This window comes from Rhizobium sp. IBUN, assembly GCF_000510625.1.
GTDB classification, from domain to species: Bacteria; Pseudomonadota; Alphaproteobacteria; order Rhizobiales; family Rhizobiaceae; genus Rhizobium; species Rhizobium altiplani.
In genome coordinates this window covers 107,832-122,529 of record NZ_AZNV01000013.1, presented here as the reverse complement: position 1 = coordinate 122,529, position 14,698 = coordinate 107,832, and the positions used below count along the sequence as shown (strand labels likewise).

14 protein-coding genes and 1 pseudogene are annotated in these 14,698 nt (G+C 62.2%); 1 reads left to right on the top strand and 14 read right to left on the bottom strand.

Features of this window, described 5'->3' with window-relative positions:
- Positions 1-25: 25 nt before the first annotated feature.
- The 10 genes and pseudogenes from RHIBUN_RS36405 to RHIBUN_RS0114485 all read right to left on the bottom strand — a co-directional run.
- Positions 26-265, bottom strand: a pseudogene (locus RHIBUN_RS36405) (LysR family transcriptional regulator); the annotation flags it as partial.
- Positions 266-335: 70 nt separating this feature from the next.
- Positions 336-1,106 carry an ABC transporter ATP-binding protein gene (locus RHIBUN_RS0114525; protein WP_025660080.1) on the bottom strand — a complete coding sequence of 257 codons (771 nt, stop codon included), beginning with the start codon at positions 1,104-1,106 and terminating at the stop codon, positions 336-338.
- Positions 1,107-1,118: 12 nt separating this feature from the next.
- Positions 1,119-2,123 carry an ABC transporter substrate-binding protein gene (locus tag RHIBUN_RS0114520; RefSeq protein ID WP_018117149.1) on the bottom strand — a complete coding sequence of 335 codons (1,005 nt, stop codon included), beginning with the start codon at positions 2,121-2,123 and terminating at the stop codon, positions 1,119-1,121.
- Positions 2,124-2,173: 50 nt separating this feature from the next.
- The gene (locus RHIBUN_RS0114515) at positions 2,174-3,019 is read right to left on the bottom strand and encodes an ABC transporter permease (RefSeq protein ID WP_025660079.1); all 846 of its coding nucleotides are present in this window, start codon (positions 3,017-3,019) and stop codon (positions 2,174-2,176) included.
- 26 nt (positions 3,020-3,045) lie between these two features.
- Positions 3,046-4,392, bottom strand: coding sequence for an LLM class flavin-dependent oxidoreductase (locus RHIBUN_RS0114510; protein WP_025660078.1), 1,347 nt, complete (start codon positions 4,390-4,392; stop codon positions 3,046-3,048).
- 402 nt (positions 4,393-4,794) lie between these two features.
- Positions 4,795-5,577, bottom strand: a complete 783-nt coding sequence (locus RHIBUN_RS0114505; RefSeq protein WP_025660077.1) for an ABC transporter ATP-binding protein — start codon at positions 5,575-5,577, stop codon at positions 4,795-4,797.
- Position 5,578: 1 nt separating this feature from the next.
- Positions 5,579-6,439 (bottom strand): ABC transporter permease, encoded by an 861-nt coding sequence (locus tag RHIBUN_RS0114500; RefSeq protein ID WP_025660076.1) that lies wholly within the window; start codon positions 6,437-6,439, stop codon positions 5,579-5,581.
- A 25-nt stretch (positions 6,440-6,464) separates the two neighbouring features.
- Complete coding sequence (locus tag RHIBUN_RS0114495) at positions 6,465-7,481, bottom strand: ABC transporter substrate-binding protein (RefSeq protein ID WP_025660075.1); 1,017 nt, start codon at positions 7,479-7,481, stop codon at positions 6,465-6,467.
- 68 nt (positions 7,482-7,549) lie between these two features.
- Positions 7,550-8,884 carry a histidinol dehydrogenase gene (gene hisD, locus RHIBUN_RS0114490; protein ID WP_025660074.1) on the bottom strand — a complete coding sequence of 445 codons (1,335 nt, stop codon included), beginning with the start codon at positions 8,882-8,884 and terminating at the stop codon, positions 7,550-7,552.
- A gap of 373 nt (positions 8,885-9,257) precedes the next feature.
- Positions 9,258-10,028 (bottom strand): glucose 1-dehydrogenase, encoded by a 771-nt coding sequence (locus RHIBUN_RS0114485; protein ID WP_025660073.1) that lies wholly within the window; start codon positions 10,026-10,028, stop codon positions 9,258-9,260.
- Between the two features lie 216 nt (positions 10,029-10,244).
- On the opposite strand from RHIBUN_RS0114485, the gene RHIBUN_RS0114480 reads away from it, so the two are divergent.
- A complete protein-coding gene (locus tag RHIBUN_RS0114480) occupies positions 10,245-10,727 on the top strand; it encodes a BON domain-containing protein (RefSeq protein WP_025660072.1) in 483 nt (160 codons plus the stop codon).
- 121 nt (positions 10,728-10,848) lie between these two features.
- On the opposite strand, the gene RHIBUN_RS0114475 is transcribed toward RHIBUN_RS0114480, so the two are convergent.
- From RHIBUN_RS0114475 to RHIBUN_RS0114460, 4 genes are read right to left on the bottom strand one after another with little or no spacing between them, the layout of a single operon-like run.
- Positions 10,849-11,781, bottom strand: coding sequence for a dihydrodipicolinate synthase family protein (locus tag RHIBUN_RS0114475; RefSeq protein ID WP_025660071.1), 933 nt, complete (start codon positions 11,779-11,781; stop codon positions 10,849-10,851).
- Positions 11,778-12,746, bottom strand: coding sequence for an ABC transporter ATP-binding protein (locus tag RHIBUN_RS0114470; RefSeq protein ID WP_025660070.1), 969 nt, complete (start codon positions 12,744-12,746; stop codon positions 11,778-11,780). The genes RHIBUN_RS0114475 and RHIBUN_RS0114470 overlap by 4 nt, the downstream gene beginning before the upstream one ends.
- Positions 12,747-13,760, bottom strand: coding sequence for an ABC transporter ATP-binding protein (locus tag RHIBUN_RS0114465; RefSeq protein WP_037216125.1), 1,014 nt, complete (start codon positions 13,758-13,760; stop codon positions 12,747-12,749).
- A gap of 5 nt (positions 13,761-13,765) precedes the next feature.
- The gene (locus RHIBUN_RS0114460; protein ID WP_025660068.1) at positions 13,766-14,686 is read right to left on the bottom strand and encodes a dihydrodipicolinate synthase family protein; all 921 of its coding nucleotides are present in this window, start codon (positions 14,684-14,686) and stop codon (positions 13,766-13,768) included.
- Positions 14,687-14,698: the final 12 nt, after the last annotated feature.

Below are 14,698 nucleotides of genomic sequence, written 5' to 3'. Positions count from 1 at the left end.
ATAGAACGGCCGGCACCCGCCTTCATCAATGTTTGACGAGGTCCTCCGACCGCGCGATCTTGAGGAAGGCGTTGACTAGCTTGGCGCCGGTTCGCTCCTTGAGACAGATCAGGGCCTCGTCCATAAGCATGTCGTCGGCCCTCACGATTTCCAAAGGAACAAAGCATCGGCCCCGTCCAAACTCGGCCCGGGAAACGAAACCAACACAGCCGCCGACCGCAACGATCTCGCGAACAGCCTCCCGACCCTCGGCCTCGATCGTGGGCGGGCGGCCTTCGCCGCACGGTCGCTGATCTGCTGGATAACGTTCTTCTGTTTGTGTTCCAGGCCCGCGGTCAGTGCAGCCCGAACTCGTTCAAGAGTTGCTCGCGGAACTTGACGAAACGCGCCTCGCTCCGGTTACGTGGGCGTAGCAGGTCGATGTCGATCTCGCGTGTGCGGCCGCCTTTCTCCTTGGGGAGAATGAGGACCCGGTCAGCAAGGTAGACGGCCTCCTCGAGATCGTGGGTTACCAGGATCATGGTGACCTTTTCCTCCCGCCAGATGCGCGCCAGCTCTTCCTGCATCGTGATCTTGGTCATGGCATCAAGCGCGCCGAAGGGCTCGTCGAGAAGCAGAATTTCCGGTTTCACCGCTAGCGCCCTTGCGATGCCGACACGCTGCGCCATGCCTCCCGAGAGCTGGGCCGGCAGCGCCTCGGTGAAATCGCCGAGACCGACGAGTTCCACGTAGTGTCGGGCGCGATCCCGAGCCTCTGCTTTTCGCAATCCTCGGTTTTCCAGCGGAAAGGCGACATTGTCGAGCACGCTCAGCCAAGGGAGAAGCCGTGGCTCCTGAAAGATCACGGCACGATCGGTGCCCACACCATGGACCGGCTGACCGTCGATCAATACCTCGCCTCGGTCGGCCTCTTCGAGGCCGGCGAGAACCCTGAGCAGGGTCGTTTTGCCGGAGCCAGAGGCTCCGACAATAGCCAGACTCTCACCGGCGCGAATCTGGTTATTGACCGCTTGGAGCACACTGAGATGGCGCCCGTTGATCGAGAAGGATTTAGAAAGGTTCCGGATCGTCACCTCTCCACGCGTGGCAAGTTCAGTGAGTGCCATCTGTCTGCTTCCTCAATTCGCGGCGACGGCGAAGTTCGCCGGATCGTAAAGAATATCCTCGGCCTTCAGCTGTCCCGGCTGCAGGACGCCGCCGCGGGCGAGGATGTCGATCCAGAATTGCAAGTCGCGTGGAACGGCCTTGCCGCCCTCGCGCACGCCGTAACCGGTGAAATACTGCGCGATATCAGGGTTCTCGTTGCGCGAGGCAAGAACCTTGGCGATGACAGCTTTCGTTTCCTCGGGATGGAGGCGGGCATATTCGAGCGCGGCCTGCGACTTCTCGACGAAGGTCTTGGCGGCGGCCGGATGCTGCTTGATCCAGTCGCGGCGCAGCACAACAAAGCCGCCGGCTATTTCGCCGAGAACATCCGTATCACCGAAAACCTTCTGAAGGGGGCCGTTCTTCAGGGCCGCGCCTTCAAAAGTCTTCTGCCAATAGCCGAAAGCCGAAATGTCGACCTGCTTTGAGCGCAGGACCTGTTCCAGCTGCGGGCCAGGCACGACCACGAGCTTGGCGGCGTTTTCCGGCAGGCCGACGGAGTGGAGCGCCTCGCGTACGGTATAGTCGAGGTGGGCGCCAAGCGTGTTAACAGCGATCGTCTTGCCGGCGAGATCCTTGATGGATTTGATCGGGTTGCCTTCAAGCGTGTAGAAAATGCTCTCGGTGGTCTTGTTGATGCCGTTCGACGCATAGGCGGCGACGAAATCATTGCCGCCAGCAATCGAGTTCAGGACGGCGGCCGTCGCCGCGCTGCCGAGTTCGACGTCGCCGGAAGCCAGTGCGAAGAGCGAGGCAGGCCCGCCCTGGGCATAGCCGACATTCTCGAAGGTGATGCCCGTATCCTTGAAATAGCCGAGTGCTTCGGCAAGTTCGTGACCGGAAAGGCCGCCTTGGCTTGCGAGATAGCGAATGGTGACCTGCTCGGGCTCGGCTGCGAAGACGGTGCCAGCCGTGCCTGCGAGGAGAAGGCTAGCGGCGGCGGCCATGCGGCCGAAGGAGCGACGGGAAATATGCATGTTAGTCTCCGTGGAAAGTTTGGAGCGGAAGGGCTGAGAGATGCGGATGATCAGTTCTTGACCTTGGACCAGCGGCAGAGCCGGGCCTGCAGGGTCTCCAGAATGAAATTCGCCGACAGACCGAGGAGGGCGAGCAAAAGGATGGCGGCGAACATCAACGGAATCTGGAAGTTATATTGGGCGTTCATCACCTGAAAGCCGATGCCGGAATTGGCGCCGATCATTTCGGCGGCGATGAGCAGCAGAAGTGCGGTCGTGGCGCTGAGTCGAAGTCCCACGAAGATTTGCGGCAGGGCCGCCGGCAAAACCACACGGCGGAAGACGGTGAGCGGCTTGGCGCCATAGACGCGTGCCATCTCGATCAACTTCGGATCCACCTGCTTCACGCCGCCGATGGTGGCGAGCAGGATCGGGAAGAGCGTCGCCCAGAAGATCACGAAGATCTTCGAGGTTTCGCCGAGACCGAGCAGCAGGATGAAGACCGGATAAAGCGCGAGCGCCGAGGTCTGGCGGAACAGTTGTAGGATGGGATCGAGGCTGCGCTCGATGATCCGGATATGCCCCATGAACAGGCCGAGCGGAATGCCGACGCCGACTGCCGCGCCAAAGGCTGTGCCCGCGCGCTGCAGGCTGATGAGAATGTCGCCGGAGAAGGTGCCGACGGTAACGCCGTTCCAGAGGGCCCGCAAAATCGCGCCCAGCGGCGGCAACACAGCTGGATTGGTCCAGCCGAGCGACGGTGCGATCTCCCAAAAGAGCGCAAAGACAATCAGCAGACCATAGCGCGACAGGAAATTGCGCAAGAATACCAGGGCCTCCCGCACCGGCTTCTGCCGCCAGAAAGAGGTGATGTTATAGCTCTGCAGGGCGATCTGCTGTTCCGTATCCAGGGCCATGGCCAGTGCTCCTTTTGCGGTTTTGCTTACTCGGCGGCTTCGGTGTAGGCGGCACTCCACCTCGTGTGGGGAAATGGCAGCCCGAGATTTTCGCGCAGCGTCTTGCCTTCATAAGCAGTCCGGAACAGCCCGCGGCGCTGCAGTTCGGGAATGACGAGATCCACGAAATCGTTGAGGCCGGTAGGCAGCCAGGGCGGCAGGATATTGAAGCCGTCCGCAGCCTCGTTCTCGAACCATACCTGCAGCGTATCGGCGACTTGTTCGGCCGAGCCGACGATCGTGAAATGGCCGCGCGCGGACGCGATCCATTGATAGAGCTGGCGAATAGAAAAATCGTTGTCGTCCGCGATGCGGCGGATCAGCTCCTGCCGGCTCTTCATCCCCTCTGTCGGCGGCGCCAGCGGCAGCGGACCATCGAGATCGCAGCCGGCAAGGTCGAGTTCGCCACCGGTCAGCGCGTTTATCAGCGCCAGTCCGTCCTCCTCCACAATCAGGCTCGTCAATCGCTCGTATTTTTCACGCGCCTCGGCCTCTGTCCGGCCGACGAAAGGCGAGACACCAGGCATGATCAGGACATGGGACGGATCGCGGCCGAAGGCGCGGGCACGGTTCTTGACATCCCGGTAGAATTCCCGCGCGCTTTCGAGCTTCTGATGTGCCGTGAAGATGATTTCGGCGGTCGCCGCCGCAAGTCCGCGCCCGTCATCGGATTGTCCGGCCTGCACGATCACCGGATGTCCCTGTTGCGAACGCGGAACATTGAGCGGCCCCTCGACGGAAAAGTGCTCGCCGCGATGATTGGTGCGATGCACCTTGTCGACATCGAAATAGACACCGCTTTCGCGGTCGCGGATAAAGGCGTCATCCTCGAAACTTTCCCAAAGCTTCTTCACCACCGCGACATGCTCTTCGGCCCGGCGGTAGCGTGCGGCATGAGGGATTTGCTTGTCGAGGTTGAAATTCCGTGCTGCGGCTTCGGTTGCGGTGGTCACCACGTTCCATCCGGCGCGCCCGCCGGAGATCAGGTCGAGCGAAGCGAATTTGCGGGCGACCGAATAGGGTTCCTCGTAAGTGGTTGACGCCGTCGCTATGAAACCGAGATTTTTGGTGAAGGGCGCCAGGGCTGAAAACAGCGTGACGGGCTCGAACCCGGCTACCTTTGCATTGCCGCCTTCGATGCCGCCGCCGAAAGCCACCGCCAGCCCGTCCGCCAGGAAATAGGCATCGAAAAGACCACGTTCGGCCGCCTGCGCAAGCTCGATGTGAAACTTCAGGCTCGTCGCCCCGTCGAGCGGCTGATCCGGATGACGCCAGGACGCAATGTGTTGCCCGCCACCGGGAAGGAATGCACCAAGCTTGATTTGTCGCGTCATTTTCAATCTCCCGTTGCTGCTTCACGCCGCTGCCGGACGGGCAGGCGGGCAAGTCGGGAAAGACTGGCACATAGTATATAGATTACATAGATTTTATTTTTTCGTGTGTGGGGTCATAGGGTGAAAGATTTTTCCTCGGAAGGCTCCCTACAATGGTTTTCCACTACCACGCGCTCCTGCCGTCAGACGAGAAGTTGGAAGGAGGCAGTTGTCTCCCATTGCGCTAACACGTCGCCGACATTGATCGGTCGCCGATTAGGCGAAGACGCCGAGAGGTCTGGAACCGATACGCCGCGCCAAAGAGGGTTCATCGGCGATTGGAGCCGCGCGGGTAAGGACGGTGGGCCCTGACCCTGCTGGTTCGTCCACCGTCCGATGCTCGACAAAGCACCGCGAACGAGATCAGTGGCCGTCGTCCTGTTGTGATCCGGCGCGGATGGCGGCGAGCACGTCCTTCTGCAGGGCGATGAAGTCCGGCGTGGCGATCATGTCCTGATGCCGTGGCCGGGCGAGGCCGACGTGGAAGGTCGCGTTGATGCGGCCGGGATTGATGCTCATGGCGACGATCCGGTCCGAAAGGTAGACGGCCTCCTCGACGTCGTGGGTGACGAAGAGCACGGTCAGGCGGTGCTCTTCCCAGATCTGGGTCAGAAGCTCCTGCATCTGGTGGCGGGTGAGGGCATCGAGTGCGCCGAACGGCTCGTCCATCAGCAGCATCTTGGGCCGATAAGACAAGGCCCTAGCGATCGCCACGCGCTGCTTCATGCCGCCGGAGAGTTCGGAGGGAAAGCTGTCGGCGAAGCGACCGAGTTTCACCAACTCGATATGGTGGCGCGCGACGTCGCGGCACTCCGCACCCGTGAGCCCCGCGGCGCTCAGCGCGAATTCCACGTTCTGCTGTGTCGTCAGCCAGGGCAGAAGCGTATAGGATTGGAAGACGACCCCGCGGTCGAGGCCCGGTCCGACGATCGGCGCCCCGTCAGTCAGGAGCACGCCGTCGTCGAAGCCCTGCAGGCCCGCGACGATCGACAGGAGCGTGCTCTTGCCGCAGCCGGACGCGCCAACCAGTGAGACGAATTCGTTATCGGCCAGTTCCAGGTCGATGTCGCTCAGTGCGTGCATGCGGTTCTTCTTCGAACCGTACCACTTGTTGAGGGACTGTAGCTTCAGTTTCGGCTCGCTCATCTCAATGCCTCGACGCATAACGGAAGAGGACGCGCTCCAGCGCCTTCATGCTCTGGTCGGTGATCAGGCCGAGCACGCCAAGCAAAAGGATGTAGCCGATGATCGTCTGCGTCTGGAAATAGCGTTGCGAGACGACGATGCGGTATCCCAGCCCCGACGTGGCGGCGACCAGTTCCGCGAGCACCAGCCAGGTCCAGGCCCAGCCGAGGCTGATGCGCAGCGTATCCCAGATGCCGGGCAGCGACGAGGGCAGCACGATGCGTGTCAGAATGCGCGTTTCCGAGAGGCCGAGCGTGCGCCCGAGCCCGACGAAATCGGGCGGCACGCGCTTGACGCAATCCATCACCATCAGCACCTGCTGGAAGAAGGTGCCGATCCAGATGATCACGAATTTCTGGATATCGCCGGTGCCGGCCCACAGGATGGTCAGCGGCACGAAGGCTACGACCGGCATGTAGCGCACGAAATCGACGAAGGGTTCGATCGCCGCTTCCCAGGTCTTGAAGCAGCCGATCATGATGCCGATCGGGATCGCCATCGCCGAGGCGAGCGCGAAGCCGACCGCCATACGGTAAAGGCTGACGCCGGCATCGCTTAAGAGCGTACCGTCCAGCGCCAGTTCCACCATCTTGGAAAGAACAGCGCCAGGGTGCGGCAGGAAGATCGGCTTGACCCAGCCCGTCCCCGTCGCCGCCCACCACAGCGCAAAGAGCAGCACAAAGACGCAGACTGCAATCGCCACGAACGCGTGCGCGCCGAGCGGATCGCCGATGCGGAAGGCGCTCGGCGGTCGGCCGACGCCCGCGCGCGGTTGCGCTCGGGGGCCGCCCTTGGATGTGGAGGAGGCTTCGGGGGCAGACATGGCTTGTCCGTTTCTTGAAGCGCCGCTACTTGTTGGCAGCGTCGACGAAGGAGGGATCAATGATCTTCTCGGCCGATACGTCGTCGGTCAGAATGCCAGCCTGCTTGGCCGCCTTGAGCACGTCGCCGAAGGTCCTGCTGGTGAAGTCGCCGGCAAAGGCCTTTGCTGCTTCAGCGGTCGAGTAATACTGCACGCCGTCGAAGGCGGTCGCGAGATCTTGCGGCGAGGCGCCGACTGCCTTGGCGATGATCGTGCGGTCTTCCGCCGTGTTGGCCTTGTAGTCGGCGAGCGCGGAGTCCCAGGCCTTCAGCATCGCCAGCACTTGGCCGGGCTTCGACTTCAGCACTTCCTCGCGCACCACGAAGACGTCCGAGACGAGGCCCGGATCCTTGCCGGCCTCGAAGAGCATCTTGATGTTCTTGTCCTGGGCGCGGGCGGCGGAGATATAGGGCTCGTAGGTGACGGCAACGGGGACGCGGCCGGCAATCAGCGCCGAGCCCGCATCGGCGGCCGGCATCGGCACGCGGGTGATGTCATCGATGGTGAGGCCGTGGCTGGCCAGCGCGTAGTTGAGGAGGATGTCGCTCGTCGTTCCTTCTTCGAAGGCGATGTTCTTGCCCTTCAGGTCTTCCACGCTCTTGATGTCACCGCCGGCGAGGATCGCGTCGGCCGAGAGGCTGAAATCGAGGAGCGAGACGATCTTGACCGGCAGGCCTGCGGCGACCATCGCCATGGCGGTGTGGGTGGCGATGTTGGCCGCATCAAGCTGGCCGCTCGCCAGCGCTGCGTTGATGTCCTTGTCCTCGGTGAAATTGACGATCTGGACGTCTTCGAGGTTCTGCTTCTTGAAGAGATCCTTGGCGGCTGCCACGTGCCACTGGCCGTAGCCGAGCCAGGGCTCGATGCCGAGCTTGAAGCTGCCAGCCTCCGGCTTGGCTGGAATGTCGGCCGCACCGGCAGGCAGCGCCTGCGTCAGCAGCCCGACGAGGCCGACGGCGAAGGCGAGGCGTGAGAATTGGTGTCTGATGGACTGGTCTGTCATGGTTACCCTCTCTTTGTCCTTTGAGTTGTTGATTTCGGCATAATCGGCAACGCCACTGCTGTCTATCTTCAGCGCTCGCCATCCCCTCGCAGATAGGCGTCGCGGACCGGCGAGACCGCGTGAGCATGCGAGGAGAAGCCCTCGTAGACGGCAAGCCGGTGGGCATGTTCGGCAAACTCAGGATATGCCGGCGCGGTGACGTAGCCGATCGAACTGCGCTTGACGAAATCGGTGACCGAGAGCGGCCCGAAGGTGCGCGCCCAGCGGCTCGTGGGCAACACCGCGTTCGGCCCCAGGCAGAAGTTGGCAATGCTGACAGGCGTGTGGAGGCCGAGCAGTATTTCGGCGGCCTCGGTGATATGGCCGAGATGGGCGAAGGCGTCGCGCGACAGGATTTCCAGGTGCTCGGGCGCGAAGGCGTTCACGAATTCGTAGCTCTCTTCGAGCGACGAAGTCAGCACGATGCCGCCGCAGGTGCCCGAGAGGACCGTCCGGGAAAAGGCGACGCGCTGTTCGGTCATCCGCGCCCAATGCTGCGGCAGGGCCGCGAGCGCCTCTTCCGCGACGCGGCGACTGTGGGTGACGAGATAGGCGGAGGAGTCCGGCCCATGCTCGGCCTCGATCAAGAGATCGAGTGCCGCAAGGCCGCCATGCACGGTATCGTCGGCGAAGATCATGGCTTCCGAGGGACCGGCGGGCAGGCCGGTGTCGATGACGCCGGCAAGGCTGCGCTTGGCCGCGACCACCCAAGGGCTGCCGGGACCGACGATCTTGAGCGCCGGCTTGATCGTCTCCGTGCCGTAAGCGACGGCGGCAACCGCCTGTGCGCCGCCGACCTTGTAGACCGTTTCGACGCCGGCAAGGCGGGCGGCCACCAGCGTTGCCGCGTCCACCGTGCCATCAGGTGCCGGTGGCGTGACGATGGCAAGCTCGGGAACACCTGCGACCACGGCCGGCACCGAAGTCATCATCGTCACCGACGGAAACGAGCCCTTGCCACGCGGCACGTAGAGTGCCACGGACCGGATCGGCGTAAACCGGTCACCGGCAAAGGCCCCGTTCCGGATTTCCTTCAGCGACATGGCCGGCGGCTTCTGCTCCTCGTGGAAGGAGCGGATGTTCTGGATGCTGAACTTGATAGAGTCGATGACAGCGTCATCGACGAGCTTGAAGGCGGCGTCGAACTCGGCTTCGCTGACCTTGATGCGATCCTCGGAGATGTCGGCCTTGTCGAGCTCCCGCCCGAAGCGCGCTACCGCGCGGTCGCCTTCAGCGCGCACCGCCTCAAGGATCGGCCGCACCTTTTCGATGAAACCAGAAATATCGGTCTCAGATCGGCGCAGGAGATTGGCTTTCGCCTCCGCACTCAGCTTGGCATAGTCGTAAAAGGAAACGTCGCTCATTGCAGGTGCCCTCGTTTGCGCCGGAAACGGCGCGGATAGTCCTCGCACGGTTTTGCGCTCATGCGGTCTCTGCGCTTCACCGTAGCCGTGCTTGCGTTTTTATGTACGTACCGCTCGCCATCGGCGCCTTCAACGCCTTTTTCGCACAGCTGCGAGGTGTTCCATGATCGTCGCCGCAGCCGCCTTGCCCTTCGCACCGGTTTGGCCCGTCCACGGCACTAACATGCGAAAACACTTATGCAAAAGGTTGCTGCCGGCATTGCCAGGAAGGTAGTCCGATCTTGGGCGGCGGCGCCCGCTACTCATTAGCCGAGCAAGCCGCGTACCGGTTCAGATAGGGTCGGCCGTAGGGCTGAGTTCTGCGGAAGATCTCTCAGATTGACGCCAGGAAACCGCCGTCGACTGGAAGGCAGTGGCCGGTGATGTAGGCGGACGCGTCGCTGGCGAGGAAGATCACTGCGCCGCCGATGTCGGCGGCTTCGCCGAAGCGGCGTTGCGGGATCCGATCCAGCATGCGCGCCTGCCAGGCCTCGTCACGATAGAAGTCCTCCGTCATCGCGGTACGGAAATAACCCGGCGCGATCGCGTTGACGCGGATGTTCATTCCCGCCCATTCCGTGGCAAGCGCCCGCGTCATCCCGAGCAGTCCGGATTTCGATGCCCCGTAGGGCACCGCGGTCGGAATGCCGACGAAGGAAGTTAGTGAGCAGAGATTGACGATGCTGCCGCCCGAGACTTGCCGCGCCATCTGCCGGGCCGTCGCTTGTGCCCAGAAGAAGGAGCCCTTGAGGTTGGTGTCGATGATCCGGTCCCAGAGCTCGCCATGGACATCCAGCGACTGGGACACCTGCTCGACGCCGGCGTTGTTGACCAGAATGTCGATATGGCCGGCCGAATCCGCAAAGGCTGACAGGGTCGTTTCGATCGACGCGAGGTCGGTCACGTCCTGGGCCGCAATATAACAGCGCCTGCCGCGCGCCTCGATGCGCGCTCTGGTCTCAGCAAGGGCAGCTTCCTCGCGCGCCGTCACACACAGATCCGCGCCTGCATCGGAAAGCGCCAGCGCGATCGCCTGGCCGAGCCCACGGCTGGCACCGGTCACGACGGCGATACGGCCCTCAAGGCTGAAAGATGATACGGACATTGCTGCTCCCTTCGCAAACGGCGCTCTGCGTCGTCCGGCTCAACGCGCCGAAGCAGCCTGTAAAAACGGCGCCATGCAATCACCTTTTCGCCGCCATATCCAGTGCGATGCGATCAGCGTGCCATTGTGTCCCGCCGGCATTGAGCGCCGCACACGGTCTGAACAATCTCGGGACCGATGAGTTTCTTCAAGACAGCGCAACCGATGGAGATCATCATGCCCGGGAAGGACAAGGAACTGTCGCGTGAAGAAGACTATCGCGATTTCGAAGAGCGCAATATCGATGAAGGCTGGCCTTATGCCGATAAGGGGCCAAAAGGAGTCGCTTCGGCAAATCGCGCCTATGGTTCAGATGACTCCGGCCGAGACGACAATAGTGGCTTCCGGGTGGACGGTGTAGACGAGGATGGCAATGAGAATCCTCTCAAGGATTCGCTGCGCCCAGGTATGATCGATCGCGACGACAGCGATGAACTGGAAGCGAAGGTGACTGAGAACCTCGAGAACATCCCTGACCTTGATATCGACAGTATCGACGTTCATGCGGACGGCCATACCGTGACCCTTGAGGGACAAGTCGAAACGATAGGAATGGCACGCAAGGTTGAACTCGCGGCACTCGCTGTCGATGGCGTGCGGCATGTCCGGAACAACATCGAGACAATAGCGGCTGACTCGCATATTCCGACTGACGATTGACGAAATGGCACGGCGAGATCCAGACGGTCGAGCGCTTGCGCTCTTCCGTCAGATGAATTGGCGCCACAGTGCGTAGGGTCCGCGAAATCCGTCCGGTCCTTGAAGTTGGACCTTCGCATGCTCAACGGAAGAGATCGGGCAACTCTGCTCGGGCGATCGCTCGGAGCCGGTCTGCCTCGGCTTTCTCGATGGAGCGGTATGGCCAGCGCAGCTCCGTTCCGACGGGGCCCCAGCCGCCGATTGCGCAGAGCAGCTTGTCGAGCGCGGCATTCGAATAGCCGTAAGTTTGGCGGAATGGAACGATGTGGCTGTCCATGAACGCGCAAATCCGCTTCTCGATGGCCAGCGCCGCGTCGATGTCTTCTGCCATCAAATCGGTCCACCACTGGGCGCCGCGCGGGCTGAGACAGGCCACGTTGGAAAAGGCGCCGGCGGCAACGCTGTGTTTCATGCCGGTCGCGAGGTGATGGCCGGGAATGAAAAGTGCGAACTCGTCAAGGTATTCGCGGGCAGCGGCATACCAAGCGGCATCGCCATCGGCGAGCTTGATGCCGACGACGGCAGGCGACGGGCGGCAGATGGCAGCCAGATCGCGCGGCGACAGTGCCCGCTTGGCATGTGGGGGATTGTAGAGGATCAGGGGGATTGCCTCTGCCTCATTCGCCGCGCGTTTCAGGAAATCGATTGCCTCAACATCCGTGACCGGCCACCAGTCCGGCAGAATGACCTGGATCGCCAGCGGCTTCAGAGCGGATGCGCGTGCAACACGCGACAGAGCGATGTGCGGATCTGGCTGGCAAGCGCCGATCACGAAGGGCATGCCGGCACTCGTGCAACGCTCCGCGAGGGTGATCTGGATCCTCTCGAACTCGGCGTCGGTCTGATTGTGGAACTCGCCAGCCGTACCGTTCGAATAGATGCCATCGACCCCGGCTTCGATCAGGATGTCGATCTCTTCGCCGAGTGCCGCGAAATCGATTGCGTCGTTCCCCATGATCGGCAGGAGAAGGCTCGCCCAATTGCCGGCGATCGAATGTCGTCTCTGCGTCGTCAAGGCATGGCTCCCAAAGGTATGTCGTCGCGAATGCACGCCTTGAGATGCCCCGGCGCGACTTCCCGCAACTCCGGAACGGCCTGGCTGCAGGCTTCGATTACGTGCGGACAGCGGGTGCGGAAAACACAGCCGCTCGGAGGATTGGCGGGGCTTGGAATTTCACCCCTCAGCACCCGCCGGTCGCGTTTGGCGCCAACATCCGTGGAGGGAATGGCGGAGAGAAGCGCGCGCGTATAGGGATGCTGCGGCCGGGCATAGAGGTCGCTGCTCGTCGCGATTTCCATGATGCGACCGAGATAGAGGACGATCACCCGATCACAGATGTACTCCACGACGGCCAGGTCGTGCGAGATGAACAGCATGGTCAGCCCGAGCCGCTGCTGCAGATCGCGCAGCAGGTTTATGACCTGCGCCTGAATGGAAACGTCGAGCGCCGACACCGGCTCGTCGGCGACAATCAGTTCCGGGGCCAGGGTCAGCGCTCGCGCAATGCCGATGCGCTGGCGCTGGCCGCCCGAGAACTCGTGCGCGTAGCGATTGATCGCTTCTGCCGGCAAGTCGACCTGTTCGAGAGCCACACGGGCGCGTTCGAGCCGTTCCTTGCGGGTTCCGATGCGCTGGATTTTCAGGCCCTCGGTCAGGATTTCACCGATGGTCATGCGCGGCGAGAGACTGGCGAAGGGATCCTGGAAGATATACTGCATGCGCGGACGCATGCGTCGCATCGCCGTGGATGAAAGGCCGGTCAGTTCGACGCCATCGAAGCGGACGTTGCCAGATGACGGCTCGACCAGGCGAAGGACAGAGCGGCCGATTGTCGTTTTTCCACTGCCGGATTCGCCGACGAGCCCTACGACTTCACCCTTACCGATGTCGAAGGAAATGGCCTTCAGGATTGTCAGCTGCGTACCGTGGGATGCGTAGCTTTTCGACAGGTCGCGAACGGAAAGCAAAGGCTCGGTCATCTAAATCTCCCGCCAGCGAATGCATCGGCTCTTATGAAGCGGTCCGACGGCTTCGAGTGCCGGAACCGCTTTCCCGCAAGCCTCGATTGCAAATTGGCAGCGCGGTGCGAAGGCGCAGCCGGAAGGCATGTTCATGAGGCTCGGAACGACACCGGGGATGGCCGCGAGCTTTTCGCCCGACTGTTTCATCCGGGTCGCATCGCCAAGCCGGGGCATCGAGGCGAGGAGGCCCTTCGTGTACGGGTGCTTTGGATTGCTGAAGACCTCGCCGACCGGGCCTTCCTCGACGATGCGGCCGGTATACATGACGGCGACGCGATGGGCGATCTGGGCGACGACGCCGAGATTGTGCGTGACGAACAGCATGGCCATGCCGCGCTCGCGCTGGAGCTTCAGCAAGAGGTCCAGGATCTGCGCCTGGATCGTCACGTCAAGTGCGGTGGTCGGCTCATCTGCAATCAGCAAGGTTGGATCGCAGGCAAGCGCCATGGCGATCGTCGCACGTTGACGCATGCCGCCGGACAGCTCGTGCGGATACTGGCCAGCCCGACGTTTGGCGTCTGGAATCCCGACGCTCTCCAGCAGCGAAAACGCGCTGGCCATCGCGACTCTCCGGCTTGCTCCGCGATGAATGCGAATGGGCTCGGAGATCTGGTCGCCAATCGTATAGACGGGATTGAGACTGGACATCGGCTCCTGGAAGACCATGCCGATGTCGTCGCCGCGAATGTCGCGCATCTCGTCTTCCGTCAGCGAAACCAGATTACAGCCGGATCCGTCCTTTCGGCGCAGGCGGATGCTGCCTGCCGCTATCGACCCGATGTTGCGGGTCAGAAGTCGCATGACGGAAAGGCTGGTTACCGATTTGCCCGAACCCGATTCTCCCACCAAGGCCACGGTCTCTCCCGCGCCGACGGTCAGGTCGACGTCGTTGACAGCCGTGACATCGCCTCCGCGAATGCGGAAGATGGTCTTGAGCCCCTGAATGGCGAGGATCGGTTCGGTTGACTGCATGGAGATCACCCGCGAAGCAGACCGGTTGCACGCAGGATCTCGTTGATCCTCGCTGTTTCAGCTTCGTCGAGCGCTGCTCGCGGGCGCGGCATGACGGCGTTGTCGATGATGCCGAGGCTCTTCATCGCGGTCTTGAAGCCACCGATGCCGGAGGCGCCGCCGCTGACGCGGCCCTGGGCAACCCAGACGATTTCGAAGAGCCGGCAAAGCCGTTCCTGCTCCTTGCGTGCGGCGACCCAGTCGCCACGCTGTGCGGCATCCCACAGGCGCACGTAACCATGCGGATCGACGTTGGCGATGCCAGGGACTACGCCGTGGGCGCCCATTAGCAGGGCGTTGTCGACGACAATCTCCGAGCCGGTCATCAGGAACACGTCCGGCTGATCGGCAAGATCGAGCAGGGCATAGCGGAAGTTGCCGTCATCGCCGCTCGAGTCCTTGAGGCCGATGATTGTGCCTTCTCTTGCCAAAGTCACCGTCGTCTGGCGCTGCAGCTTGACGTGAACGCAGACCGGAATGTCGTAGGCGACGAGCGGTACGTCGACGGCGTCGCGGATAAAGCGGAAATGGTCGAGGATCTCGGCTTGGCTGGTGACAGTATAGAAAGGCGCGGTGGCAACGACGGCGTCGGCGCCGGCACGTTTGGCAACGTCAGCGTGATGAATGACGCGATCTGTTGTCGGATCGATGACGCCGACGATCAGGGGCACGCGGCCATTCACCACCTTTGCCGAATGCTCGATGATCTCGCGGCGGGTCTTGTCATCGTGGAAAATCACTTCGCTTGTCGAGCCGAGCACGAAAACACCGTGACAGCCGCCCTCGATGAGGTGCTCCAGGACCCGCGTGTAGGACGGATAGTCGACCGTGAAATCCGCATTGAGTGGCGTCACGACCGGAGGAATTACACCTTGGAATTTCGTCATTGTCTCTTTCTT

Coding starts and splice junctions, on each gene's coding strand:
- RHIBUN_RS0114525 (WP_025660080.1), bottom strand. CDS start 1,106: ATGGCACTCACTGAACTTGCCACGCGTGGAGAGGTGACGATCCGGAAC.
- RHIBUN_RS0114520 (WP_018117149.1), bottom strand. CDS start 2,123: ATGCATATTTCCCGTCGCTCCTTCGGCCGCATGGCCGCCGCCGCTAGC.
- RHIBUN_RS0114515 (WP_025660079.1), bottom strand. CDS start 3,019: ATGGCCCTGGATACGGAACAGCAGATCGCCCTGCAGAGCTATAACATC.
- RHIBUN_RS0114510 (WP_025660078.1), bottom strand. CDS start 4,392: ATGACGCGACAAATCAAGCTTGGTGCATTCCTTCCCGGTGGCGGGCAA.
- RHIBUN_RS0114505 (WP_025660077.1), bottom strand. CDS start 5,577: ATGAGCGAGCCGAAACTGAAGCTACAGTCCCTCAACAAGTGGTACGGT.
- RHIBUN_RS0114500 (WP_025660076.1), bottom strand. CDS start 6,439: ATGTCTGCCCCCGAAGCCTCCTCCACATCCAAGGGCGGCCCCCGAGCG.
- RHIBUN_RS0114495 (WP_025660075.1), bottom strand. CDS start 7,481: ATGACAGACCAGTCCATCAGACACCAATTCTCACGCCTCGCCTTCGCC.
- hisD (WP_025660074.1), bottom strand. CDS start 8,884: ATGAGCGACGTTTCCTTTTACGACTATGCCAAGCTGAGTGCGGAGGCG.
- RHIBUN_RS0114485 (WP_025660073.1), bottom strand. CDS start 10,028: ATGTCCGTATCATCTTTCAGCCTTGAGGGCCGTATCGCCGTCGTGACC.
- RHIBUN_RS0114480 (WP_025660072.1), top strand. CDS start 10,245: ATGCCCGGGAAGGACAAGGAACTGTCGCGTGAAGAAGACTATCGCGAT.
- RHIBUN_RS0114470 (WP_025660070.1), bottom strand. CDS start 12,746: ATGACCGAGCCTTTGCTTTCCGTTCGCGACCTGTCGAAAAGCTACGCA.
- RHIBUN_RS0114465 (WP_037216125.1), bottom strand. CDS start 13,760: ATGCAGTCAACCGAACCGATCCTCGCCATTCAGGGGCTCAAGACCATC.
- RHIBUN_RS0114460 (WP_025660068.1), bottom strand. CDS start 14,686: ATGACGAAATTCCAAGGTGTAATTCCTCCGGTCGTGACGCCACTCAAT.